18 protein-coding genes are annotated in these 25,499 nt (G+C 64.1%); 8 read left to right on the top strand and 10 right to left on the bottom strand.

Going from position 1 to position 25,499, the window contains the following annotated elements; translation table 11 throughout:
* Positions 1–65 precede the first annotated feature (65 nt).
* Both CLU93_RS28180 and CLU93_RS09105 read left to right on the top strand, forming a co-directional pair.
* On the top strand, positions 66–218 hold the full coding sequence (locus tag CLU93_RS28180) for a hypothetical protein (RefSeq protein ID WP_165829272.1): 153 nt from the start codon (positions 66–68) through the stop codon (positions 216–218).
* A gap of 184 nt (positions 219–402) precedes the next feature.
* Complete coding sequence (locus tag CLU93_RS09105; protein ID WP_034753464.1) at positions 403–642, top strand: hypothetical protein; 240 nt, start codon at positions 403–405, stop codon at positions 640–642.
* 165 nt (positions 643–807) lie between these two features.
* Here the strand turns inward: CLU93_RS09105 and CLU93_RS09100 are convergent, their stop codons facing one another.
* Both CLU93_RS09100 and CLU93_RS09095 read right to left on the bottom strand, forming a co-directional pair.
* Positions 808–5,232, bottom strand: a complete 4,425-nt coding sequence (locus tag CLU93_RS09100; protein WP_099760832.1) for a translocation/assembly module TamB domain-containing protein — start codon at positions 5,230–5,232, stop codon at positions 808–810.
* The gene (locus CLU93_RS09095; protein WP_099760831.1) at positions 5,232–7,139 is read right to left on the bottom strand and encodes an autotransporter assembly complex protein TamA; all 1,908 of its coding nucleotides are present in this window, start codon (positions 7,137–7,139) and stop codon (positions 5,232–5,234) included. Before CLU93_RS09095 ends, CLU93_RS09100 begins: the two co-directional genes overlap by 1 nt.
* Before the next feature lie 223 nt (positions 7,140–7,362).
* On the opposite strand from CLU93_RS09095, the gene queC reads away from it, so the two are divergent.
* Together queC and CLU93_RS09085 are read left to right on the top strand one after the other, a co-directional pair.
* Positions 7,363–8,076, top strand: coding sequence for a 7-cyano-7-deazaguanine synthase QueC (gene queC / locus CLU93_RS09090; protein WP_099760830.1), 714 nt, complete (start codon positions 7,363–7,365; stop codon positions 8,074–8,076).
* Positions 8,077–8,157: 81 nt separating this feature from the next.
* Positions 8,158–9,063, top strand: coding sequence for a sterol desaturase family protein (locus CLU93_RS09085; protein WP_099760829.1), 906 nt, complete (start codon positions 8,158–8,160; stop codon positions 9,061–9,063).
* Here CLU93_RS09085 and CLU93_RS09080 read toward each other — a convergent pair.
* Complete coding sequence (locus tag CLU93_RS09080) at positions 9,047–9,757, bottom strand: helix-turn-helix domain-containing protein (RefSeq protein ID WP_218968330.1); 711 nt, start codon at positions 9,755–9,757, stop codon at positions 9,047–9,049. The two genes, CLU93_RS09085 and CLU93_RS09080, sit on opposite strands and share 17 nt — an antisense overlap.
* A 238-nt stretch (positions 9,758–9,995) precedes the next feature.
* Between CLU93_RS09080 and CLU93_RS09075 the strand changes: the two genes are divergently transcribed.
* The gene (locus tag CLU93_RS09075; protein WP_257224916.1) at positions 9,996–13,001 is read left to right on the top strand and encodes a sensor domain-containing diguanylate cyclase; all 3,006 of its coding nucleotides are present in this window, start codon (positions 9,996–9,998) and stop codon (positions 12,999–13,001) included.
* On the opposite strand, the gene CLU93_RS09070 is transcribed toward CLU93_RS09075, so the two are convergent.
* Positions 13,002–13,376, bottom strand: coding sequence for a hypothetical protein (locus CLU93_RS09070; protein ID WP_099760827.1), 375 nt, complete (start codon positions 13,374–13,376; stop codon positions 13,002–13,004).
* Positions 13,377–13,587: 211 nt separating this feature from the next.
* Here CLU93_RS09070 and CLU93_RS27855 point away from each other — a divergent pair, with 211 nt between their 5' ends.
* Positions 13,588–13,824 (top strand): hypothetical protein, encoded by a 237-nt coding sequence (locus tag CLU93_RS27855; protein ID WP_143451727.1) that lies wholly within the window; start codon positions 13,588–13,590, stop codon positions 13,822–13,824.
* Between the two features lie 79 nt (positions 13,825–13,903).
* Here CLU93_RS27855 and CLU93_RS09065 read toward each other — a convergent pair whose 3' ends face one another.
* The gene (locus CLU93_RS09065; protein ID WP_099760826.1) at positions 13,904–14,539 is read right to left on the bottom strand and encodes an Npun_F0296 family exosortase-dependent surface protein; all 636 of its coding nucleotides are present in this window, start codon (positions 14,537–14,539) and stop codon (positions 13,904–13,906) included.
* 366 nt (positions 14,540–14,905) lie between these two features.
* Between CLU93_RS09065 and CLU93_RS09060 the strand changes: the two genes are divergently transcribed.
* Positions 14,906–15,415, top strand: coding sequence for a hypothetical protein (locus CLU93_RS09060; RefSeq protein ID WP_099760825.1), 510 nt, complete (start codon positions 14,906–14,908; stop codon positions 15,413–15,415).
* 62 nt (positions 15,416–15,477) lie between these two features.
* Here CLU93_RS09060 and CLU93_RS09055 read toward each other — a convergent pair whose 3' ends face one another.
* The 5 genes from CLU93_RS09055 to CLU93_RS09035 all read right to left on the bottom strand — a co-directional run bounded on the left by CLU93_RS09055 (position 15,478) and on the right by CLU93_RS09035 (position 23,141).
* The gene (locus CLU93_RS09055; protein ID WP_099764311.1) at positions 15,478–18,621 is read right to left on the bottom strand and encodes an efflux RND transporter permease subunit; all 3,144 of its coding nucleotides are present in this window, start codon (positions 18,619–18,621) and stop codon (positions 15,478–15,480) included.
* A 25-nt stretch (positions 18,622–18,646) separates the two neighbouring features.
* Positions 18,647–19,852, bottom strand: a complete 1,206-nt coding sequence (locus tag CLU93_RS09050; protein WP_099760824.1) for an efflux RND transporter periplasmic adaptor subunit — start codon at positions 19,850–19,852, stop codon at positions 18,647–18,649.
* A gap of 12 nt (positions 19,853–19,864) precedes the next feature.
* Complete coding sequence (locus tag CLU93_RS09045) at positions 19,865–21,097, bottom strand: TolC family protein (protein ID WP_143451726.1); 1,233 nt, start codon at positions 21,095–21,097, stop codon at positions 19,865–19,867.
* 91 nt (positions 21,098–21,188) lie between these two features.
* The gene (czcI, locus tag CLU93_RS09040) at positions 21,189–21,551 is read right to left on the bottom strand and encodes a cation efflux protein, CzcI family (protein WP_099760823.1); all 363 of its coding nucleotides are present in this window, start codon (positions 21,549–21,551) and stop codon (positions 21,189–21,191) included.
* A gap of 42 nt (positions 21,552–21,593) precedes the next feature.
* Positions 21,594–23,141 carry a C13 family peptidase gene (locus CLU93_RS09035; RefSeq protein ID WP_099760822.1) on the bottom strand — a complete coding sequence of 516 codons (1,548 nt, stop codon included), beginning with the start codon at positions 23,139–23,141 and terminating at the stop codon, positions 21,594–21,596.
* A gap of 185 nt (positions 23,142–23,326) precedes the next feature.
* On the opposite strand from CLU93_RS09035, the gene CLU93_RS09030 reads away from it, so the two are divergent.
* Entirely contained in the window at positions 23,327–25,273 is a 1,947-nt protein-coding gene (locus tag CLU93_RS09030; protein WP_099760821.1) for a GAF domain-containing sensor histidine kinase, read from the top strand.
* Positions 25,274–25,499 lie beyond the last annotated feature (226 nt).

Raw genomic sequence — 25,499 nt, 5'->3', positions numbered from 1 at the left:
GGCGCGCAGGGCAGGAGGCGCATTTCTCGTGGTATGGTCTTCTTTTGTCTGCAGGGAGGCCAGCCATGTCCGTCATCCACGCCCACCGCGCGCCCGATCCGGCGCCTGTCGATGAACCCATGCCGGCGCCGGAGCCGCAAGAAGCGCCCGGGCGCCAGCCGGGGCCCGTGCACCCGGTGCCGCAGGACGATCCCGTACCCGATCCGCATCCTCAGTAACCCCCAATAAATTATTGTGATTTCTGACTTCCATAACCGGCGCTCTGCGGCGTTGCCCGCTGCTAGCAGTGCTCGCACTGCGTCGCAGCGGGCGCCTTGCATAGCATCCGGTTCTGTTCGTCATAAATTCACAATAATTTCCTGAGGATTACTTAGTTAATCTCCTCAAGAAAGGCTGTTTCAGATGGCAATTGTCAAGGAAGTCTACACACGCAAAGTCAGCGGAGAATCGTTTGACTATGAACTCGATTACACCCAGGGCGCGGACGTGGCCTGGATTGCGCGCGTGTACCACGATGGCGTGCTGAAAGGCTCGCCGCACGGCGCGCTGACGGCCAACGTGCTGTCCGGCCCCGCGCTGGAACAATATCTGCGCGCGTACGTCGAAGGCATGATCGAGCGCGGGCTCGACGTGGCCGAATAAACTGTTTTTGGTAGAGCAAAGAAAAGGGCGCCGAGGCGCCCTTTGTTGTTTCTGTGGTGTCGGATTACGCGGCTGCGCCGCTAATCCGACCTACGCACATGCACATGGACTGTAGGTCGGATTAGCCCGCAAGGGCGTAATCCGACAACATTGTTGGCCGCCACTCTAATCGAATGCCCAGGTGTACAACACGTCCAGCGCATTGTTGGTGCCCGTCTGGAATTGCAGGGTGATGCGGCGATTCAATTTGTAGCGCAGTTTCACCAGGCTCGTCGCCGTGCTGGTGCCTTGCTCGAACGTCAGGTAGGCGCGCGAGGACAGGCGCTTGCCGACGGTGACGACGGTGCTTTCCAGCCCTTGCGCCTGCGACAGGCCCACTTCATCGAGGCCCAGCGAACTGGCCAGCTTGCCTTGCAAGCCGCCGCCGGAGCCGCCGAAGAGGGCGCCTGCGGCCGTCGTCAGCAAGGCCATTTCATCGCCGGCCGCCGTTTCCGCGCCGTGGCCGAGGATCAGCCAGGCCAGCTTGTCGCTATCCGACACGCTCGGCGTGGAGACCAGCTTGGCCGTCGGTGCCTGCGCCGTGCCGCGCACTTCCACGCCCGCTTCCACATTCGTTTCCGACAAGGCTTCGCCCTCGGGACGCTTGCGCACGGCGAGGATGTTCAGTGACGGGTTGTCGTAGGCGCCCGTGAAGGCGATCAAGCCCCGTTCGATCGACAGCTTCTGCCCGTAGGCCGCGTACTGGCCGTTGGTGACTTTGATGCTGCCCGTCACGCGCGGCGCGGCGCGGTTGATGACGCGGGCGCGCACATTGCCGGCCAGGTCGGCGTCGAGTCCCATGCCGCGCAGGTGGAAGGCATTGCCCAGGTCAAATTCCAGGTCGATATTCAGGGGCAGTGACGGCGCTTCCTTGCTGCCCTTGACTTCCTTGCCCAGCACCACGACGTCGCTGCTTTGCGTGGGGGTATCTTGCGGCGCCAGTTCGATCAGCGCGCGGTTGGCCTTGAACTTGCCCTCGAAGCTGAAGCGCTTGTCGTTGCGCACCAGGGTGCTGTTGCCCGACAGGATCAAAGTACGGTCGGGGCGCGACAGCGCTTGCAGGCGGTCGGCCATCAGTTTCAGTTCCAGGCTCGCTTCGCCATTCGCAAAGCGTACCCAGCCATCTGCCTGCACCTTGCCATCGCCGCCGTCAAAGCTCAGCCGCTGCAATTGCAGCTGATCGCCGGCCAACTTGGCTTGCAGCACGCCATTGCGCAATTTCAAGCCCTGGTCGGCCCAGTTCACCAGCAGCTTGCTGCCGTTGATGTCGCCATTCAATTGCGGCGCGCCGATGGTGCCGCTGCCGGACAGGGCCACTTTCAAGGCGCCGCCCAGCTCCAGGCCTGGCTGGCCCGTCAGCGGCGCCAGCCAGGCCAGTGTATCGATGCTGGTGGTGCCCGTCAGCGAGAGGGCGCTGTCATTGCTGATGCGCCCGTTCAGCATTTGCACGGTGGCATTGATATCGCTCTGGCCCGCGCGCGCGCCGTCGAGTTTCACGGCCAGGCGCAGTTGCTGGTTGGCCACATCGATGCGGGCATCGAAGGTGCGCAGTCCCAGCGCCAGCGGCTGTTCCACGCCCACCGTCACGTCGCCTTTTTCGCGGTAGATGTGCAGCATGCCGGCCAACGACGGGTCTTTCTGCTTGGCCGTCGGCACCTGCATGTCGAGCGACCATTGCGCGCCCAGGGTCAGGTCGCTGCGCGCATTGGCTTGCAGCGAGGGAATCACTTGCGCCAGATAGGTCAGCGCCACGCCGGCCGCCTGGCCGGAACTGTTCCAGCGCGGGCCGTTCTTGACCAGGCTTTGCATGGTGATGCTGCCTGCCGGCAATTTGATGACGGTGTTACCCACGCTGATCTGTTCAGGCTGGGCCAGGCCCGCCACGCCGCTGCCGGCCGGCCCCGCCACTTTCACGGGCACGGGCGCTTGCAGCACCAGCGCATAGCGGCCCTTGTTTTGCAGGCTGTCGATGGTGCCCGTCCAGGCGGCACCGCTCTGGCTGCCGCGGATTTGTACGCTGGCATCGAAATCGTCATTGCGCGCCGTCAAACTGAGCGTATGGCTGCCGCGCGTGCCCGTCGTGCCCAGGCGGGCGCTGGCCAGCTTGAAGGTAGGCGTGCTGTAACCCGCGATGTCCAGCGCGCTGACCATGGGGTCGAGCGCGCCTTGGCCGGCGCCCACGCTGGCGCTGCCTTTGATGGATTTCAATTGCTGGTCGCCAAAGAAGGTCAGGTCACGGCCATCGAGCGTCAGTTGCGCGGCGGGCGCGTCCATCTTGCCGCTGACGGAGCCGGAGGCATGCAGCACGCCGGCAAAGCGGGGGCCCAGCGTCGACAGTTGCGGCGCATCGAGTTTCCATGTGAGCTTGTCGGTGGCGCCACCGAGCGCGCCCTTGGCCAGCAGGCTGTTCGGCCCCAGGCGCAGTTCCGCATCGACGCTGTCGATGCGTTTCGCATTGGCCGACAGCTTGGCGTAACCGGCCAGCGGGGCGTTTTGCAGGGTTGATTCGCGCAAACCCAGGTTCAGGGCCACTTGCCAGTCGCTGGTCAGGCGACCGCTGCCGTTGAAGTCCGCATTCACGTTGCCGTTGGGTAATGTCGCGCCGAAGGCGGCCGGATTGATCTTTTGCAAGGAACCCGTCATTTTCAATTCCGCTTCTTGCTTCGGACCCGTCAAGCCCACGTCGCCGCGGGCGTGGATGGCGCTGTCGGGCGCGGGGCGCTTGCCGCTGGTCAGGCCCAGACCCTTCGCATCGGCAACAAAGCTCGTGCGCGGCTGCTGCAAGGTGCCTTGCACCACACCGCTGGCTTGCACGGCGCCCAGCAAGTCGCTCTGCAGGGCGGAGAGTTGCCGCGCATCGACGTTCCAGTTGAGCTTTTCGCCGGCGCCGCCAAAGTTGCCCTTGGCCGTGACATTATTCTTGCCCAGCGCCAGTTGCACGTCGATGCCGCTGAAATGGGCCGCATCGGCCGTCAGCTTGCCCTTGCCCGACAAAGGCTGGTCGAGCAGCTTGCTGGGGCGTACGGTAAAGTCCGCATTTGCCAGCCACTTGGGGGCCACGTGACCGTTGGCGCGCACGTCGAGGTTCAGGTCGGCCACAGGGAAGGCGCCGAAGTCGGCGGGATTGAGACGGCTGGCGTTGGCCACGGCCTTGAAGGGCTGTTCATCCTTCAGGCTGATCTGGCCCGTCGCGTTGACGCTGCTTTTGCCTGCCTGCAAGGTGGCCTTGCGCAGTTGCACCAGGGAATCGGCGAGGGTCGCTTCCACGTCCAGGCGCAGCTTGGCTTCGCCGAGCTTGGCGCGCAGGGTTTGCGTCTTGCCATCGCTGTCGAGCACGATGTCGCCCACGATCTTGGTGCTGTTGATGCTGCTGTAGATATGTTGCAAGTCGATCTTGTCTGTGTGCAAGGTCAGCTGCGCGTTGCCGATGGGGCCGTCGACGGCGTCGCGGTTGAGCTTGCCGCTACCCGTGAATTTGCCGGCGTTGCCGAAATCGATGATGGCCGACTCTAGCGTCGTGGCCGTCAGGGTGCCGCCCAGGCGCGCTTCGAACTGGCGCAGCGGCAGCTTTTGCTGGTCGATGGGGCCCGGCGTGGCGTGGTTGAGGATGGCCAGCTTGCCCGACACGGTTTGTTTGGTTGGCCGCGTGTCGATGGCGGCATCGAGTTCCAGGCTCAGGTCCGCCTGCGGCAAGGTCGCGTCGAATTTGCCCGGATTGATGTTGCGGCCACGGATGCTGGCCGAGCGCAGGATGATGACGGGGTCGAACGGCGCCAGCGCCAGCTGGGCGTCGGCCGTGGCCGCACCCGCGCTGCCCTTGGCCGTCACGTTCAGCACGTTCAAGTCGCCACCCAGCTGCAGATTCAAGGCGGCGGGTTTTTCACCGGCGGCGGCATTGAGCTGCGTCAAACCCGCCTTGCCGGACAATTTGAACGGCTGCGTGGCGGCAATCGTCGCGCTGGCCGTGGCCTGGCCGAATGGCGTCAACGCCGAGGCGTCTTCCAGCTGCCATTGCGTCTTGTCGCCCGACAAGGTGAAATGGATCTTTTCAAACACCGTGTTGCCGCCCGCATTGATGAGGGTCACCTTGTCCAGGCGCGCGTCGGCAATGCCGATTTTAAAAGGTGATGCCAGGCTGGCGGGCATGGTCGACGGTTCGTCGGACGGCGCCGTGCTTGCCACGGACAGGCTGGCCACGTGCAGTTCGCTGATGGCGATGCCTTCCGAAAAGAACTGGAACGGCGACCAGTTGATGTCGATGTTGTCGGCCGTGATGTGCTGCGTCTTGCTGCGGTAGCTGACGTGGCCCAGGTGCATGCGGTTGTACAGCGAGCCGGACACGCCCGACACTGCGATGTCGCCGCCGCTGGCGCTGGCCACTTTTTGCACCAGCATCTGCAAGGTCGATTCGCGGCCCAGGAACCAGAAGGCGCCACCCAGCAGCACGGCCAGGCTGGCGACGGCGATCAGTACATAGCGCAACACCCGGCGCGGTTTTTTTACTGGGGGCTGGGGCGCCGCGTTCGGCGCCTCGGTAGTCATATCGGACATCAGAAAGTGAATCCCAGAGAAAAGTGCAAACGGTATTTTTGGACGGCGTGGCCGTATGCCACGTCGACATTGATGGGGCCGACGGGGCTCTTGTAGCGCCCGCCCAGGCCATAGCCCGATTTCGGCGTCATCGCTGCTTTGACGGTGTCGGCCGCGTTACCGGCGTCATAGAAGGCGGCAATCGCCCATTTCGGCTTGAACCAGTACTGGTATTCGGCGCTGCCGGTCAGCATGTAGCGCCCGCCGATGGTGGCGTCGCCTTCCTTCACGCCCAGTTCCTGGTAGGCATAGCCGCGCACCGACTGGTCGCCGCCCGCGCGGAACAGGTAGACGGCCGGCACGCCGCGTTTTTCCTTCGAACCGAGCGCGCCCATTTCGCCGCGCACGATCAGCTCGCCCTTTTCACCGAGCGGACGGTAATACACGGCCTTGCCGGCCACGCGCACGAAGCGCTCGTCCGTCAGCACGGGCAGCAGGGCGCCGCCCACCTGGGCATTGATGACATAGCCCTTGGTGGGGAATAGCAGGCTGTCGAGGCTGCGCTTGGTGATTGCATAGGTCAGCGGCAAGCTCTTGCTGCGCGTCTGTTCCAGGCCCACGACGGTCTTGTCTTCGCTGAGGAACTCGAACGTCAGGCTGCGTTCGAGGTTGGTGCCGCCCCAGTTGCGCTTGGCCGAGATGGTGGTGACGGCCGTGATTTCATTGGAAATGTCGCTGCGCTCGAACGAGGCGCCCGCGCTGTCGTTATAGCCGCGCTCAGTGGTGGGGAAATAAAAATTGGCGTGCGCCGCCTGTTTCTTCGTTTCCATGGTGATCGCGCTCTTGAAGCGCGTGCCCCACACGTTCAGGTTGTCATAATTGAGCTGGGCGCGATTACCCGTGTTCGTACTGAAACCGAGACCGGCGCTGACGTTTTGCTGCTTGTTTTCCGTCACGCGCACGACCAGCGGCAGCAGTGGCGCGGGGCCGCGGTTGGCGGGCTTGGCTTCAGGGACGGCACCGGCGGCCTCGGCTTGCTGGCTTTCCTGGCCTGCCTCGATCTGCTCGCCCAGGATGCTGCTCATGTCGGCACTCACTTCCACGCTGGCAAAGTAGCCCGTGTCCTGCAGGCGCGCCTGCAACGATTGCAGCGCCGACTCGCTGTAATAGTCGCCCGGGCGGATCTTGTCGAGGTTGCGGATGATGCTGGCATCGTAGCGCTTCAGGCCTTCGATGCGCAGCTCGCCAAAGCGCAGTTCAGGGCCGCTGTCGAGCACCACCAGCAAGGACACCTTGTGCGTTTCCGGGTCGACCACGGCTTGCGTATCGACCAGCTGGGCGCGCGGGTAGCGCGTCTGCACCACTTCGCGCAGCAGCGCGCGCTTGGCCGATTCCCAGTCGGCCTGGCGGAACACGCCGCCCGATTTCAGCGACCAGCTGCGCTTCAGGGCTTCCGTGTCGAAGGGCTCGGAAGCGGCCAGCGGCGGCGTGGGGTCGAAGCCGCGCAATTCCAGCTCGACCTTGTCGATGGTCACCGGTTCGCCCGGGTCGACGTCGACGATGACGACGGGTTTGGCGCCCGTCGTATCGACGCGCACCGTGACGACGGGCGTGTAGTAGCCGGCCGTGGCGACGAGGTTTTTGGCTTGCTCAGGCGTATCGCGCACGAGGCGCTGCAATTGTTCGCGGTCCATGCGCGGGTTGCCGCGGAAGCGCTCCAGGTCCAGGTTTTTTTCCAGCAACTCATCGAGGTCGCCCGGCGCGTTGACCTTGACCTCGTACTGCAGTGGCGCGGGTGCCGCTTCCGTGGCGGGGCTGTCCGCAACGGCGTCTTGCGTGCGTTCTTGCGGTCCTTCCTGCGCGCGGGCTTCGGCGATCGGGCATATCAAGATGACACTGCCGGCGGCCGCCAATGTCAGTTGCCCCATTACTTTTGTCACTACTTGTGCCAAAATTCGTGGTCGTATCGCCTTGCCGGCAGCCGTATGCCGTATGGGTCGTGCAGAAAACATGGTGCTCCAGATGAGTAAATGCTGACTGCATGTTACCGGAATAGGTAAACTGATGGCGGACGAATAAGTATTTTTTGCGCGGGGAATCACGTTTCCCCGCGCACGATTGCAACAGAGTAAAACTGAAAAGAAAGAAATTATGCTAGCAACGGACTCCGCACTGGTGCTCTTTAGCGGTGGACAAGATTCCACCACCTGCCTGGCCTGGGCCCTCAAGCACTATAGCCGCGTCGAAACCATCGGCTTTGACTATGGACAGCGCCATGCGATCGAGCTGACCGTGCGTCCCGGCGTGCTCGAACAGATGCGCCAGCAATCGCCCGAGTGGGACAGCCGCCTGGGCCAGGATCACATGATCGACCTGTCATTGATTGCCGCCATTTCCGATACGGCCATGACGCAGAACGTCGAGATCGTCATGCAGGAAAACGGCTTGCCGAACACTTTTGTTCCTGGACGCAACTTGCTGTTCATGACGGTGGCCGCCACCGTGGCGTATCGCCGCGGCTTGACGGTGCTCGTCGGCGGCATGTGCGAGACGGATTTTTCCGGCTACCCGGATTGCCGCGACGACACGATGAAGGCCCTGCAAGTGGCGCTGAATCTGGGCATGAATACGCGGCTGAAACTGGAAACGCCGCTGATGTGGCTGGACAAGGCGCAAAGCTGGGACCTGGCGCAAGACCTGGGCGGCCAGCCGCTGGTCGACCTGATCCGCAGCGGCACGCACACATGCTACCTGGGTGAACGTGGCGAGCTGCACGACTGGGGCTATGGCTGCGGCACTTGCCCGGCCTGTGCCCTGCGCGCGAATGGCTACCAGCAATACGCTGCGCGCAAGGCGGCAAAGTAAAAAACAGTTTGCGCCGTTTCTTCAAGCGGCGCGGCAAGGGGACCAGCCATGCTGTGGTTTTTGCCACAGGAGAACCTTGCCATGAAATCCCTCTTTGCCGCGCTGTACGGCCCCGTGTTCTGGGCCGGCTTCATCGGCGCCGCCGCCTGCCTGATTGCGGTTGCTCAGTACTCCCTCTGGATCTTGCCGCCCTTGCTGCTGCTGGCCCTGCTTACCTCTTTTCTTGCCGAACGCTATCTGCCATACGATGGCGCGTGGAACCATGCGCACGGCGACGTCTGGCGCGACGTGCTGCATGCGCTCGTCAACGAGGCGCTGTACCTGCCGGGCCTGGCTGCTTTTCCCCTGCTGGCTGGCCATCTGGCGCTGGGGCCGTTCTGGCCAGTCCAGCTGCCATTCTGGGGGCAACTGCTGCTGGCCATCCTGATTGCCGACTGTGGCATTACCCTGGTGCATTACCTGAGCCACCGCTATTATTTTCTGTGGAAACTGCATGCCGTGCACCACAGCGTGCAGCGTCTGTACGGTTTGAATGGCTGGATGAAACATCCGCTGCACCTGCTGCTGGAAGCGGCGGGCGGCATGCTGCCCTTGCTGTTGCTGGGCATCCCGGAGCCGCTCATGGCCGTGCTGGCGTTTGCCGTGGCGATCCAGCTGTTGCTGCAGCACGCGAATGTCGACATGCGCCTGGGGCCGCTGCGTCACGTGTTTGCCTGGGCGCCCTTGCACCGTTTTCATCACATGAAGTATGGCACGGCCGGCGACGTGAATTTCGGCCTGTTTTTTACGTGCTGGGACCGCCTGCTGGGCACTTGCTTCGACGCGCCGGATTACCGCATGCGGGGCGAGGACCTGGGCATCGGCAGCCGTCCCGATTATCCCGTGGCCTACCTGCCGCAATTGATCGAACCGTTCCGCGCGGAAGAGGGCGTACGCGCGCCCGCGCTGCCGGCCGGCTTGCGCCAAGGTCTCAGTCGAGAAGCGTGACCTGCAACTGGCGCAAGCTGCGGTCGGCGCGCACGCCGAACAGGCTGCGCATGGTGCGCGAAAAATGCGCCGCATCGGCAAAACCGGCGCCGTGGGCCGCATCCGTCAATGTACTGCCGAGCAATATGAAACGGATGGCCAGGCGCAAGCGGCGCCACAGCACCAGCCGGCGCACGGGCAAGCCCAACTGGGCGCTGAACAGGCGCTCCAGCTGGCTCAGCGACAAATGCGCCGCTTCGGCCACGGCAGCCGCGCTGACCTTGCCCGACAGCAGCGCATCGACCTGGTCCAGCGCGCGCTGCACGCGCGCGTCGGCCAGATGCTTGCGCGGCTGGGCCTGCAGCGCGGCGGCCAGGCTGTCGAGCTTGGGCGCGCCTGCGCTGTTGGCGGCCGCCAGCAAGGCCGCGCCGCTCAGGCGCTGTGGTTCCGCATAGATGGTCAGCATGAAAGCCGGCGCGGCCACGATGGCGTGCGGGCGCAGGCTTTCGATCAGCAAGTGTCGCGCCGTGTGGACGATGCCGTCGAGCTCTGCCGTGAAGGGCGCCCCGGTGCTCAGCATCAGCTGGTGCGCATAATGGGCGTGGCTGTCCGTGGCGCCCGCTGCGCCATGCAAGATGGCAAAGTCGGGCGCCAGCCATAGTGTTCCCTGCCAGCTATCTTGCTGCAAACGCGACTCCTGCGTGATGGTTTCCAATGCGTCGAATGTTCCCGAAGTACACATTATTGCATTTGCGAAATTTGTGATTTTTTTAATACAATATTCAGCATTGCAAGGGCGCCCGCTGTAACGTACTATCATTCTCATCGACTACCGATGGTAATCGTGCAGCCCGCTGCCAGCCCTGTTGCTGGCCGTGTAGCGGTTTGATGTCCATTCTGCTTGTCCGCCTGTCATGCCTACACGCGCGTCTACGTCGTGGTTTGCTCGGTCAGTGTCGCACTGGGTGGGGCCGCGCGTGCTGGCTGCGCTGGTGCTGGCGCTGTGCCTGGGGCTGACGTATGGCGCCTGGCGCACTGCCCACGACGCCAGCGAACAGCAGGTGCAGGCCGATTTTGACTTTCGCGTGCGCGAACTGGTGGGCAACATCGTCGTGCGCATGCAGACCTACATCCAGGTGCTGCACGGCGTGCAGGGACTGTATGCCAGTTCGCAAGACGTCACGCGCAGAGAATTCCATGCCTATCTGGCGGTGCAGCAGGTCGACCGGCATTTTCCCGGTATCCACGGCATCGGCTACCTGCCGTGGTTGCCCGGTGCCGGGCTGGCGCGGCACGAAGCGAGCGTACGCGCGGAGGGCTATCCCGGCTATGCCGTGCGTCCGCCGGGCCAGCGCGCCTGGCATGCACCCATCACTTATCTGGAACCTTTAAGCGAAAGCAACTTGCTGGCGTTCGGCTATGACATCTGGTCGGAACCCGTGCGCCGCGCCGCGCTCGAACAGGCGCGCGACACGGGGCAAGCGGCCATGACGGGCAAGATTCAGCTGGTGCAAGATGGCGGCAGTGTCCAGACGCATGGCTTCCTCGTCGTGCTGCCCGTGTATGACAATGGCTTGCCGCGTGCCAGCGTGGCGCAGCGGCGCGCCGCCTTGCGCGCCTGGGTGTTTGCGCCGTTTCGCATGGTCGATCTGATGGCGGGCGTGGGCGGCGAGGGGGCGCGCCAGCTGGACCTGGAAATCTATGATGGGGTGCAACAGGCCGAGGCGGCCCTGATGTATGACAGCTTGCCGGACATGCTGGCGGCGGCCGGGTCGGACAGCCTGGTGTCGCAGCAGGCGGTCAGCATCGCCGGCCATGCCTGGACCTTGCGCGTGCGCGCCATGCCGGGCTTCGATGGCGAGCTGCTGGCGCGGCCCCGCCTGGTGGCCTGGACCGGTTTACTGGCCAGCATCGTGCTGGCGCTGGCGGCCTGGCTGCTGGCGGCGGGCCGCACCCGCGCCCAGGCGGCGCTGGCGCGTTCGAGCCAGTTGACGGACCAGCTCGAGCAGGGCCAGGCCAGCGTGCTGGCGATGGCCGAGGCGGCACAGCGCAGCCAGGCCATGCTGCGCAGCATCCTCGATTCGACCATCGACGGCATTTTGGTCGACAACGTCAACGGCCGCATCTTCACTTCGAACCGGCGCTTCCGCGACCTGTGGCAAGTGCCCGACGCGCTCGACTGGCAGGCGGACGGCGCGGCACTGGTACGCCATGTGGAAAGCCAGCTGGAGCAGGCGGCGCCTTTCCTGGGAGCACGCGCTCACGCGCCGCATGGCCACCGCGAGCGGCGCGACGTGCTGCACCTGCGCGATGGACGGGTGGTCGAGCAATACGTGCGCAGCATGCAGCTGGGCAATGAACAGGCACGCTTGTGGACCTTCCGCGACATCAGCGAGCGCAGCCAGATGGAACGGCGCGAGCACACGCGGCGGCAAGTGCTGGAAATGCTGGCCACGGGCGCGCCGCTGGAGCGGGTGCTGGAAAGCGTGGTGCTGAGCGTGCAAGCCGACCATCCCGCCATGCTGTGCAGCATCTTGTTGCTCGATGAAAACCGCCACCGCCTGGTGCTGGGCGCGGCGCCCAGCTTGCCCGCGTTTTTCAACGTGTCCAGCCATGGCCATGACCTCGATACCCTGCAGGGCGTGCATGGCATCGCCGCGCAAGCGCTGCGCGACGGCCAGCGCGTGATCGTGGGCGACCTGCATGCCGCCGCCGATGTGCAAGAGACGATGGAACTGGCGTGGCGGGCCCAGCTGCAATCGTGCTGGGCCGAGCCCGTGCGTGGCGGCTCGGGCAAGTTGCTCGGTGTGCTGATGGCGTATCACCGCCAGCCTACCTTGCCGGGCGCGGCGCATCTGGCGCGGCTGAGCGAGGCGGCGCACCTGGCCGGCATGGCCATCGAACAGGCGCAGGTGGCGCTGGCCCTGCGCGCCGGCGAAGCGCGTTTTCGCAGCCTGTATGACCATGCGCCCGTGGCCCTGTGGGAACAGGACTGGTCGGCCGTGCGCGCCGCGCTCGATGCGCTCGAACAAGCTGGCGTGCGCGACCTGGGCGCCCACTTCCAGGCCAATCCGGACGCGCTGCAGCGGCTGGCGGGGCTGGTGCGCATCATCGATGCGAACGGCGCCGCGCTGGCGCAGGTGCGCGCCAACGAGAGCGACCAGCGGCGCGGCGCGCTGGGCCTGGCGCAGAATTTCGATGCCAGCGCCTTGCCCCGTTTCGGCGATGCGCTGCTGGCGCTGGCTGGCGGCGCCCATCTGTACGAGTGCGAGAGCAGCTTCTTGCGTCTCGATGGCGCGGCGCGGCAAAACGAGCTGAGCTTGCTGGTGATGCCCGGCCATGCCGACAGCCTGGACTTCGTCATGGTGTCCTCGCTCGATATCACCGAGCGCAAGCGCATGAACGCGGAATTGCTGCAACTGGCCACCACCGATTTTTTGACGGGCTTGCCGAACCGGCGCCACTTCATGGCGGCACTGGAAAACGAGCATGCACGGCTGCAGCGTGAAATGGCCAGCTGCGCCAGCGTGTTGATGCTCGATATCGATCACTTCAAGCGCGTCAACGACGAGTATGGCCACGCCGTGGGTGATACCGTGCTGCGCCACCTGGGCGCGCTGATGTGCCAGGCGCTGCGCAAGGTTGACGTGCCAGGCCGCGTGGGTGGCGAAGAATTCGCCATCTTGCTACCGGGCACCGACCTGGCGGCGGCGGCCGTGTTTGCCGAACGCTTGCGCCGGCGCGTGGCGGAAAGTTCGCTGACCACCGATGGCGGCATCCTGATCACCATCACGGTGAGTATCGGCATGGCCGCCATGGCCGGCACGGATGCCGATTGCGACGCCGTGCTGGCGCGCGCCGACGAGGCGCTGTACCGGGCCAAGCGGGGCGGACGCAACCGCATCGAACAGAATGATGGCGGCGGCGACGGCGTGCTCAGCAAGTTCATGGCGCAGTGATTACAGGCTGTGCTGATGCGCTTGCGTCTGTTTGTGGTTGCGGCTGACGATCAGCCAGACGATGGCGACGGGAATCAGCAGGGGCAGCAGCACGGGCGTGCTCAGCGCCAGCACCAGTACCATGCACAGTGCCAGCACGGCGATCAGCACCACGCCCACTCCCGCCAGCACCACGCCCGTGACGACGGCGGCGCACACCAGCGCAATGGCGGCGACGAGCAAACCGCCACCGGCAAACACCAGGCCGAACAGCCATTCCAGCGGACCGTCGACATCGTCGCCGTGGAACTGCATGTGCATGTCGCTGCCGCCGACCTTGTCGAGGAACAGGCAGGCCAGCATGACGATGAGGACGAAGGTGAGTAATTTTTTCATGGTAAGCCTCAGTGTGTGGGGGATGGGGTATTGCATGATCACACTGTAGGGGCACGCCGGGCTGGCCGCCAGCGGCGTGCGACAGGCCGTCATTTTCACGGTATGGGAGGTCTGTACGGGCAGAAAACACTGATCTGTAACAAGATTTCTTTTCTTGTAATACGCGCAAGCCGTCCTATACTGAATTCCTCAGTCTCGCAAGGAGGGCAACATGCTTTTGTTTGCAGATACCGGGGATCAATCGCTATCCCTTTCCCACCATCGAAGCACGCGCCAGCGTAGCGCCCCGCAGTCCTGCGCCGAACCCGTCGGTGCGCCAGCGGCGATACCGCCGATCATCATCAATCCCTTTAATTACCATGCGCCACTGCCAGCCATCGACCCGCGCTGGGTGCCGCCCGGTCCGCCGCTGACCTGGCCTAACCGGCCTGCCATGTCCATGTGCTGAAGGCACCGGCGGACGGCAGCCGTCTGGCCTGGCCGTGAAAAAGCCCGCAATCGCGGGCTTTTGCCAGTAGCTGCCCGCGTCAGGAAGATTTGCGGCGCAGCATGAACCCCAGCATGCCCAGGCCGGCAAGCAGCATGGCATAGGTTTCCGGCTCCGGCACGGCGGTGATGAAGGCGTGGTTATCCGTCTCGAAGGCATTCTGCGTGGAGTTGAAGGCAACCGAGGTGATCTTGCTGCCAACGCCGGCGAAGGCATTCACGTACAGGCCCACGGACTGATTGCCGTTGGCGGCATCGCCGGCCAGCGTTGCCAGTTGCGTGCCCGTCAGCGTGGTCGAGCTGTGGTCGGCAAAGGTGTAGGTCACGCTGTTGTACGTGTCCGGCGAACCCATGTAGAAGCCGAAATAGCTCAAGCCGCTAGTGAAGTTGGCGGTCACGGGCGAGTGCTGGTCGGAAGAAGTGCCTGCCGACAAATACTTGCTCATATCGCCAGGAGGCGCGGCATGGTTGCTGTTCGTGCCGGTGAACAGCGCGCCGTCGATGTAGTTGGCGGGCAGGATGCCGCTGTTGAAATCGATCGTGGTGGCGCCTGCAACGGATGTCACCAGCCCTTCGCCGGCCAGGGCTGTGCCGCCAGCCGTAAATGTGGGGACGGCGCTGGCGCTGCCGGCGGCGGCAGCGAGCGTCGCGCATGCCAGTGTGGACAAGATTTTCATGTTTATTCCCTCAAAGATTTATAGGTGTACGCAGCTGTTTTGATCAGGACAGGCAGAAGTGCTTGGCGTGGCGATGCAGGCGGCGTGCGGGGGTGAGGGACGTCGCATGATGAAAGAATTTCTTGAGGCCAAGCATTACTAAATGCAATATTTGAAATATAAAAAACATAATTCAGATTGCAAAATAATAATAGTCGTACTTGAGCAATATCAAAGGTCGATCGCTAGAATGAAACTACTAGATTGATAGCTTGTCTTATTGCCGAGATCGACTATGGCGGGCCGCGCCTTACCTTGCGGCAAGGCGGCACGGGTGGACGTTTTCGACTATCATGCTAGCCCCGACCTTCCATCACGAGCACCGCCATGAGTACCGATTTCCCCGACTTTTCCGACGAAGCAGCCGAGCAGGACAATGACGCCCCGATCCAGGAGCCGCGCCTGTGGGTAGGCAATGGCTGGACGGCGAGGGTGATCAAGAATGAGGAAGATGAAGGCTGGGCCGTAGCCATGATCAAGGATGGCGAACCGGAACCGGCGCTGGTGGGGCCGTGGACCATGGGCCGCGACAAGAAAAATCCGAAGCCGCTCGACGTCAACGCGTTTAACACGCTGGTCAAGACGGCCTCGGAAGTGCTGCGCCGCCACGAGCAGCAGCTGCATGCGCAATTGCACAAGAACCTGTTCGTCGCCACCGACGAGGGACAAATCAAGGTGATGTTCGACATCGTGCCCGACGAAGAGCACCCGTACGCGGAACTGAGCGCCTACGACGCCGACGGCGAACAGATCGCCAAGGTGCGTACCTCGGCGGCGTTCAAGTTCAACGCTACCGCAGCGGCGAACTGGATCGAGGGCGGCTACCGCCGCCCATAATCCGACGCCACCACCGGCACCAGTGGTGATGTCGGATTACGGCCCTTCGGACCTAATCCGACCTACGTCCGACCTACCTCTTGCCGGCGGTACGCCAGCCGGTACAGCAATGGCAGCACCAGCAGGGTCAGGGCCGTCGACGATAAAATGCCGCCGATCACCACGGTGGCCAGCGGGCGCTGCACTTCGGCGCCCGTGCCCGTGGCAATGGCCATCGGCACGAAGCCCAGCGAGGCCACCAGCGCCGTCATCAGCACGGGCCGCAGGCGCGTGATTGCCCCCTCACGGATGGCTTCCTGCAAGGGCATGCCCTGTTCGCGCAGCTGGCGGATGTAGGCGATCATCACCAGGCCATTGAGCACGGCCACGCCGGACAGGGCGATGAAACCGACAGCGGCCGAGATCGACATGGGGATGTCGCGCAGCCACAGCGCGACGATGCCGCCCGTCAAGGCGAACGGGATGCCGCTGAACACCAGCAAGCCATCCTTCACGTTGCCGAACATGGCGAACAGCAACACAAACACGAGCGCCAGCGCCACCGGCACCACCAGTTCCAGGCGTTTCGTGGCCGACTGCAGCTGCTCGAACTGGCCGCCCCAGCTGGTCCAGTAGCCGGCCGGAATGCTGACCTGTGCTTGCAACTGCTGCGTGGCGTCGGCAACAAACGAGCCGATATCGCGTCCGCGCACGTTGGCGCTGACGACGATGCGGCGCTTGCCGTCTTCGCGGCTGATCTGGTTTGGCCCCGGCGCCACTTGCGGGCTGGCCACTTCACCGAGCGGGATGAAGCGCGCGCGGCCTTCCGCCGCCGCGCCCAGGGGCAGGGCGATGGGCAGGCGTTTCAGCTGCTCCAGGTCGCTGCGCAGGCTGTCGGGCAGGCGCACGACGATGTCGAAGCGGCGATCACCCTGGAACAGGGTACCCGCCTCTTGCCCGCCGATGGCCGTGGCAATCGCCGCTTGCACGTCGGCAATATTCAAACCGTAGCGGGCCGTCTGCTCGCGGTCGATCTGCACCGTCAGCATCGGCAGCCCCGTCGTCTGCTCGACTTTCACCTCTGTTGCGCCCGGTATCTTGCCCAGCACGCCAGCGATCTTCGCCGCCGTGCTGTCGAGGACAAGCATGTCGTCGCCGAACAGTTTCACGGCCACGTCGCTGCGCACGCCAGAAATCAGTTCATTGAAGCGCAGCTGGATCGGTTGCGAAAACTCGTAGTTGTTGCCCGGCAAGCTGGTGGCCGTCGCTTCGATTTCCGCCAGCAATTGCTCGCGCGATTTTCCCGGTTCCGGCCATGCATCGCGGGGCTTGAGCATGATGTAGCCGTCGGAAATATTCGGTGGCATGGGGTCCGAGGCGATTTCGGCCGTTCCCGTGCGGGCGAAGACGCGCGCGATTTCCTTGTGGTTTGCCATCAGCTTGCTTTCCAGCTGCTGCTGCATGGCCAGCGATTGCGTCAAGCTGGTGCCGGGGATGCGCAGGGCCTGGATGGCGATGTCGCCCTCGTTCAGGCTGGGCACGAATTCGCTGCCCATGCGCGTGGCCAGCAAGCCCGACAGCACGACGGCTACCGCCGCGCCCGTCAACACGACGGGCGTGTTGCGCATCACCTTGCCCAGCAGCGGCGCATACCAGCGCTTGGCGGCGCGCATGATGGCGTTTTCCTTCTCCGCTACCTTGTCGCCGATAAACAGCGCCACGGCGGCGGGAATGAACGTAATCGACAGCAGCATGGCGCCCAGCAAGGCGATGACCACCGTCAGGGCCATTGGCGTAAACATGCGGCCTTCGACGCCAGTCAGCGCGAAGATGGGCAGGTACACGACCATGATGATCAGCTGGCCATACAGCAGGGGCCGGCGCGCTTCTTGCGATGCCGCAAACACTTCATGAAAACGTTCCTGCAAGGTCAGGGGGCGTCCGAGTTTCTGCTGCGCATGGGCCAGGCGGCGCACGCAGTTTTCCACGATCACCACGGCGCCATCGATGATGATGCCGAAATCGAGCGCGCCCAAACTCATCAGGTTGGCGCTCACATGGTATTGCACCATGCCCGTAAACGTGAACAGCATGGCCAGCGGTATCACCATGGCCGTGATGACGGCCGCGCGGATATTGCCGAGGAACAAAAACAAAATGGCGATCACCAATACCGCGCCTTCGAGCAGGTTTTTCTTCACCGTATTGATGGCTTTGTCGACCAGCACCGTGCGGTCATACACGGTGACGGCGTGTACGCCTTTCGGCAGGCTGCGGTTGATCTCCAGCATTTTTTTATCGACGGCCTGTGACACGGCGCGGCTGTTCTGCCCGATCAGCATGAAGACCGTGCCGAGCACCACTTCGCGGCCGTTTTCCGTGGCCGCACCCGTGCGCAGCTCGCGCCCCAGCACCACGTCGGCCACGTCGCGGATGCGGATCGCCACGCCCTGCACGTTGGCGACGACGATGTTGCCGATATCGCTTTTTGACGCCACTTGGCCCGGTGCGCGTATCAGCAATTGCTCGCCCTGCCTTTCGATGTAGCCGGCGCCCACGTTGCTGTTGTTGCGATCGAGCGCCGTCACCACGTCTTGCAGGCTGATGCCGTAGGCGGCCAGTTTTTCCGGGTAGGGCGCCACCTGGTATTGCTTGGCGTAGCCGCCGATGGCATTGATTTCCGTCACGCCCGTGACGTTGCGCAACTGCGGCTTGATGATCCAGTCCTGGATTTCGCGCAAGTCCGTCGGCGTGTATGGCGTGCCATCGGGTTTTTTCGCGCCCTCCTGCGTTTCCACCGTCCACAGATAGATTTCGCCCAGGCCCGTGGAAACGGGGCCCATCTTCGGCGTGATGCCGGCCGGCAGACTTTCCTTGGCTTCCTGCAAGCGTTCGTTGATCATCTGGCGCGCAAAATAGATGTCCGTGCCATCCTTGAAGATCACCGTCACTTGCGACAAACCATAGCGCGACAGCGAGCGCGTCTGTTCCAGATTCGGCAAGCCGGCCATGGCCGTCTCGATGGGGAAGGTCACGCGCTGTTCGGTTTCCAGCGGCGAATAGCCGGCGGACTGGGTATTGATTTGCACCTGCACATTGGTGATGTCGGGCACGGCGTCGATGGGCAGCTTTTGGTAACTGTAGATGCCCAGGCCGGCCATGGCGGCGACGGCCAGCATCACCAGCCAGCGCTGCTCGATGGCGAAGCGGATCAAGCGTTCAAACATGATGGTTTCCTTTAGTTCGACGTGATCAATGTTCGTGGCCGGCGGCATCTTTGCCCAGCTCGGATTTCAGGACAAAACTGCCTTGCGCCGCGTACGGCGTGCCGGCGGCCAGGCCCTGCTTGATGTGCGTCAAGGTGCCATCGCTGCGGCCCAGCACCACGGGCGTGGCCTGGTAGCCCTCCTTGACTTGCACGAAGACGACGGGCTTGTCTTCCACCGTCTGGATGGCCGTGCTCTGCACGGTGACGGGCGCGTCCGCTTCGCCGGACACCACTTCCACCGTGACGAACAGGCCCGGGCGCCAGGCCATGTCGGGATTCTGCAAGCTGATGCGTGCCTTGGCCGTGCGCGTCTGCTCGCCCAGCAGCGCGCCCACGTAGGTGATCGTGCCTTGCGCGCTGGCATCGAATGCGGACGCTTTCACTTCCGCCTTGCCATTCACGCGCACGGTGGCCAGGTCTTTCGCCGGCACAGCGATTTCCGCCCACACGGTCGAGAGGTCGGAAATGACGAAGATGTTCGCGTCTTCCTTGACGGCTTCGCCCAGGGTGATGTGTTTTTCCAGCACCATGCCGTCGAACGGCGCGCGGATCTCATAGCGGTTCAGCGGGCCTTTGCTGGTACTCGTGGCGCCCAGGGCGCTGAGCTTTTGCTGCGCATTCTGCACGGCGATTTCCGCTTCGCGCCACGTTTGCTGGGCCTGCAGATAATCCTGTTCGGCCGAAATCTTTTCGCGCCACAGTTTTTCTTCGCGCTCATACGTGGAACGGGCCAGCGACAAGCGCCGCTGCGCCGAGAGCAGTGCGCTGCGCTGTTCCGACAGCTCCGTGCTGGCGATGACGGCCAGCACTTGCCCCTTTTTCACCAGCTGGCCCAGGTCCGCCTGCACGGCTTCCACCACGCCGGCCAGACGCGGCACGACGTGGGCCGTGCGGTCTTCATTGAAGCGGATTTCACCGGGTAGGGCTACCGTCGTCTTGATGCGTCCGGGCGCGGCCGTGGCGATGACGACGCCGGCCGCGCGGCTTTGCGCCGCCGTCAATTCCAGCTTGCCTTCCACTTCTTCGTGGCCGTGTTCGTCTTTCTTTTCAGCATGAGCTTCCGCCTTGACGGCAGGGGCCGGTGGGGCGCCGGACTTGCCCGTACCGAGGATGAGGATGGCCAGCACGATGCCGGCCGCCGCGATGGCGCCGATGGCGATCGCCTGTTTTTTGTCGAGTGTGATGTTCATGGAGGGTGTTCCTTACAGGGAGGCAGGGGCGCCCAGCAGGCGCTCGATGTCGGCGGCGGCGTGCTGCGCTTCGGTCAGCGCGCGCAGGTATTGGTTTTTGGCTTGCAGCAAGGTGCGCTGGGCATCGAGCACGTCGAGGAAGGCGAACTTGCCGAACTCAAAGCCCTTGCTGGCCGCGTCGTAGGCGCTCTGGGCGCCAGGCAAGATGTCCTGGCGCAAGCTTGCCACGTCGAGCCGGGCCGTGGCCAGCCGTTCGCTGGCGGCGGCGACCTTCGTTTGCACATCGATGCGGGCGGCGGCCAGCTCGTCGCTGGCCTTGTCGCTGCGGCGCAAGGCGTCGAGCTTGTTGCCCGCGTTGCGGTCGAACAAAGGCAGCGGCAAGGCCAGGCCGATGATGGCCTGGTTGCGGCCCAGCTCTTCCGAGCGCTTCATGCCGATGCTCACCGTGACGTCGGGCGTGGCGCGCCGCTGTTCCACGTCCAGCATGGCTTGCCGCTGAGCCAGCGCGCTGTGCGCCTGGCGCACGGTGGGGGCCTGGGCCAGGCGCGCCGCCAGTTCGCTGGCCGGGGGCAGCTCGGGCAAGGTTTCCAGGCGACCTTCCGCCAGGCTGAAGCGTGGCGTGGTGTTGCCCCACAGGGCGGCCAGGCGCTTGCGCGCGCTGGCCAGGGTGCTGCGGGCCAGGTTCAGTTCCAGCCGCACGCTCGCTTCGGCGACCCTGGCGCGCGTTTCCTCGACGGGGGACGCCTTGCCGGCCGTCACTCGTCGGGCCGTGATGTCGCTGGCGCGCGCGGCCAGGGCTTGCGCGCTGTCGGCCAGACGCAAGCCTTCCTGCGCCGCCAGCACGTCGACAAAGGCAATCGTGACGGCCGCGCGCGTGTCGGCTTGCTGCAAGGACAGGCCCGCTTGCGCCAGGTCTGCGCCGCGCTGGGCGACGGCCGTGCGGGCCCCCCGCTTGCCGCCCAGTTCGATCAACTGATTGAGTTGCACGGTGGTGCTGCGCGTGGCGCGCCGCGTGTCTTCCAGCACGGTTTGCAGTTCCGGATTGGGCAAGGCGCGCGCCTGTTGCAGGGCGCCGCCTTGCGCCGCCAGTTCATGGCGGGCGGCGGATAAAGTGGCGTTGCCGCCTTCGGCCAGCAGCAGCGCGGCGGGTAAGGTCAGGGGGCCGGTAGGCTCCTGTGGAGCTTGTGCATGGGCAAAGTTGCCGGCCAGCAGGCCAGCGGATAGCAAGAAAATGAATCGGTACATCGAATTCTCCAAAAGCATGGAAAAGAATTCGACGGGACGCGCAGGCTGGCGCCTGACTTACGTTGAAAAGTGATTGAAACGTCCCGTCGGCCTAGGTGGCCGACGACCAGTCAGGGCGCTTGGGGGCGTCCGGGATGTGGGAAGCGTAAAAGAAGGGGGAGGTGTCCGCGTTGACGGACGCCATGTCGCCGGTGGGCAGGCTGGAGCCGGCCGGCAGCCACGCATGGCCGATGCCGTGGCAGACGTTGCAGTCGCTGTGCGGCTGGCCTTTGGATTGCTTGTCAGCCTTGTCGGCCACGGGTTTTTTGTCCGCGTCCGCCTTGTGCTGGTGGCTGTGGTGGCCCAGGTGCTGCGCCGCCTTGCCTTCCTCGTGCAGGCAATACGCGCTCGCCGCAGCCCAGGACATCTGGAGCGGAAGCACGAACAGCAGCAAAATGAGGAAGAATTTACGCATGGTGACGGCTATTGTACAGAAAGCCGGGTGGCCGTGCCGTGCTTAACGCGGCTGGGCGCGCCACGCCTTCAGCTGTGCGGCGATGGCCTTGCCCTGGAATAGCTGCGGCTCGGAATGCTCTTCCGCTTCCATGCCGCCTTCGCGGAAGTCGGCCGCCTCGCGCGCCTGCACCAGCACCTTGGCCTTGTCAAAGGCTTCGGCAAAGCCGGCGCTTTTGGGCAAGGCTTCCTTGAAATACGCTTCGCTGAAGTACGTAAAATCGTTCTGGTCGTCACAGCCGAACGAGGTGCGGTCGCTGCGCGCGGCCGTGATGATGAGGGTGTTGTCATCTTTTAAGGGCGCAATGAAGCCGCCCGCATAGCAGGCCGAAACGACGATGACTTTCCAGCGGATGCCGCTGTGCTTGAGCATGGACGCCAGCTCTTGCGCGGGCAGGCTGTGCAGGTCCATGCCGTTTTGCGCCAGCGCCAGTTCGTGCTCGGGCGAGCCGTGGCTGGTGAGGAACAGGAACAGGATGTCGTTGGCCTTGTCCATCTTCGCGCCCAGGGCGTCGAGGCTGGCGGCGATGCTGGTGCGCGTGGCCATCGGCTGCTGCGCCACCGTGTTGCGGCTGTTGACCAGCATCAGGGAACGGCCCACGGTGCCGTAATCGCGGTCGAACTGGCGCTGCACGAAGGCCGTTTCGCGGTGAAACACTTCCTGCGCGCCATCGCCGGCCACGCCCAGCAGGTACAGATTGATTTTTTTCGCCGCATCGCGCGGCGCGATGCGCGCCAGGGCGCCGTCGAGCAGGGCGCGCTGGTGGTACAGGGCCAGCTCGATATTGTCGCGCGTGAGCTTGTCTGCGGCCGGGTCGTCGAGCTGGCCTTCCGTCCAGTTGCCGCTGTCTTCGCGCCGGCCGTCCGCCTGCGCCACGGCGTAGCGCAGCACGCCCTTGCCATCGAACTGGCCATTCTTGAAACCGCCCCGGTATTCGTCGCCGTCGGCCGTGCGCAGCACGCCTTCACCGTCGAATTTCCAGTCTTTCAGCTCGCCTTCGTAGTGGATGCCGTCGCTGGTGCTGACTTTCGCCTTGCCCTGCACCTGGCCCTGGACGAATTCGCCTTCGAAGACGGTACCGTCCGTATCGGTCAGCTTGCCGGCGCCGTGCGGGCGCCAATGCTTGAACTGTCCCTCGAAGGTGGCGCCGTCGGCGCCCTGGAAGCGGCCTTGCCCCTCGAAGCTGCCCTTGATGAAGCTGCCCGCATAGATCTCGCCCTTGGGCGAGGTGTAGCGGCCGAGGCCATCGAAGGCGCCCTGGCGGAAGGCGCCCGTGTACTCGACGCCGGACGCCTGGCGCAGCTTGCCTAGGCCGGAAAACACGCCGCGCGCAAAACCTCCTTCGTAAAACGCGCCGCTCGCGTATTCGAGGCGGCCCTGGCCATGCATCTTGCCTGCGACGAGGGGACCGAAATAGCGTCCGCCATCGGCCGTCTCCGCCGCCGGCGCCTTGGCGGGCGCGGCGCACAGCGGCGGCATGCCCAGCGCGGCAAAGAGCAGCAGGCCGGCGAGGGTATAGGGGCGAAGCGAGGCGCGTAGCGTGGCGGTCATGAGGACGGTCTGGTCTGTAGGAAGGGGCCTAGTCTGCCACTGTATCGCCAAGGTGGCAAATGCCGGCGTGGCGTGTGTTGCGCTGCCTCAAGGCAAGATTGTGCGTTTTATGCCGTGCCAAGGCTGGGCTGAACTGATAATATTAATTTTCAGAACATATACTTACACAAGGCACACAGTTACCCATGGAAAGCCGTCTCAGTCGCCTGGAAGCCGTTCAAACCGTGTTGCTGGAAATCGGGCAGCGCTCGAGCACCTGCAGCGATATCAGCGAATTCCTGCAGGCGGTGCATGCGGCGCTGGGCCGCATCATGTATGCGGCGAACTTTTATGTGGCCCTCAGCGACCACGACGACGGCCTGGTGCGCTTTCCCTATTTTGTCGATGAATTCGACGCCGCGCCCGACCCGGACGAGGGCGTGCGCCTGGCCAGCGCCGCGCAGTCGCCCACGGCGTGGGTCATCGTCAACCGCAAGCAACTGGTGATGACGGCCGACGACGACGCCATGCGCGCCATCGGTGGCGGCGCCTGGGGCGGCGGCACGGCGGCCGAGCACTGGATCGGCTGCCCGCTGCTGGACCAGCAGCATCAGGTGCTGGGCGCCATCGTCATCCAGAGCTACGACGCGCAGCACCACTTCAGCCTGGAAGACCAGGCCCTGTTCGCGCTGATCGCCACGCACGTGTCGAGCGCCCTGCAAGGCATGCAAAGCATGGACCGGCTGGAAAAGGCGGTGCAGGAGCGCACGGCCCTGCTGGCGCATGAGGTGGCCGAGCGGCGCCGCGCGGAAAACCTGCAGCATGCGCTGTATGAAATCGCCAACCTGTCGGCGCAGGCGGCCGACGCGACGACCCTGTACGCGCGCCTGCACGCCATCATCAGCGAGCTGGTGACGGCGAAGAATTTCCTGATCGCCCTGTACCATCCCGACAACAAGGACATCACGATCCCGTATTTCGTCGATGAAAAGGATGCGCAGGCGCCCGTGAAACGCTTCCATTACGGCATCGGCATGAGTTCGTACGTGCTGGCGCGCCGGCAAGCGTGTTTGCTCGATGCCAGCAGCTATGCGGCGCTGGTGGCCAGCGGCGAGATGGACGAGCCGCTGGGCAATGTCGGCATCGCCAGCTGGATGGGCGCGCCCATGCTGCTGGGCGAGCGCAAATATGGCGTGATCATCGTGCAAAGCTACGACGAATCCGTCGTGTATGGCCAGGCGGAACTGGACGTGCTGGCCTTCATGGCCAGCCATGTGGCCGTGGCGATAGCCCGCATCCAGGCCGACAGCGCCATGCGCCAGGCCAAGGAAGCGCTGGAAGAGCAGAACGCGGCCCTGAACAGCGCCCTGAGCGCCTTGCAGGAAGCGCAGTCGGAGCTGGTGCGCCAGGAAAAACTGGCATCGCTGGGGCGCCTGGTGGCGGGCGTGGCACATGAAATCAATACGCCCCTGGGCATATGCGTCACGGCCACCAGCCACCTGGTGCAGGAATTGAAACTCACGCGTGAAGACATGGACGGCGGCCAGCTCGATGAAGACGGCTTGCGGCAATTCTTCGACATCATCGACCAGACCCTGCGCATCATGACGACGAATACGCAGCGCGCCGCGGCGCTGGTGCGCAGCTTCAAGCAGGTGGCCGTGGACCAGTCCTCGGACGAATTGCGCAGCTTTCACTTGCGCAAATACCTCGATGAAATCCTGCTATCCCTGCAGCCCAAGCTGAAGGGCAAGCCGGTCAGGGTGGAGATCGATTGCGCGCCCGAGGTGCAGCTGCGCAGCTACCCGGGCGCCGTCTCGCAGATCGTCACGAACATGGTGGTCAATTCACTGGTGCACGGCTTTGTCGAAGGCGAGCCGGGCAAGATCAAAATCAGTGCCAGGACGGCCGGCGAGATGCTGGAACTCGACTACAGCGACGATGGCATGGGCATGGACAGCGCCACCCTGGGCCAGCTGTTTGACCCCTTCTTCACCACCAAGCGCGGCTCGGGCGGCAGCGGCCTCGGTGCGCATATCCTGTACAACCTGGTGACGGGGCCGCTGGGCGGCACGGTGAAGGTGGTTAGCGCGCCAGGGATGGGATTGCATTACAAGATACGCTTCCCGCTGGAGCCACGTAGGTCGGATTAGCGGCGTAGCCGCGTAATCCGACAACATTGTTGGCGTGGCCGGTGGTGGTGTCGGATTACGGCCTGCGGCCTAATCCGACCTACGCCTGCGTCGCCGCGCCTTGCCCTCGACATTTTTCAGGTCCGCTTGGCCCGGAATGCCCGTATTGGAGACCTGGGCCGAAGCGTGTTTTGCCGGTGTGTGTATCGCGTAGGTCAGATTAGCGGCGCAGCCGCGTAATCTGACG

It is taken from the genome of Janthinobacterium sp. 35 (assembly GCF_002754575.1).
GTDB classification, from domain to species: domain Bacteria; phylum Pseudomonadota; class Gammaproteobacteria; order Burkholderiales; family Burkholderiaceae_D; genus Janthinobacterium; species Janthinobacterium tructae.
The sequence above is the reverse complement of the archived record's forward strand: the minus strand, read 5'-3'. Positions and strand labels throughout refer to the sequence as shown.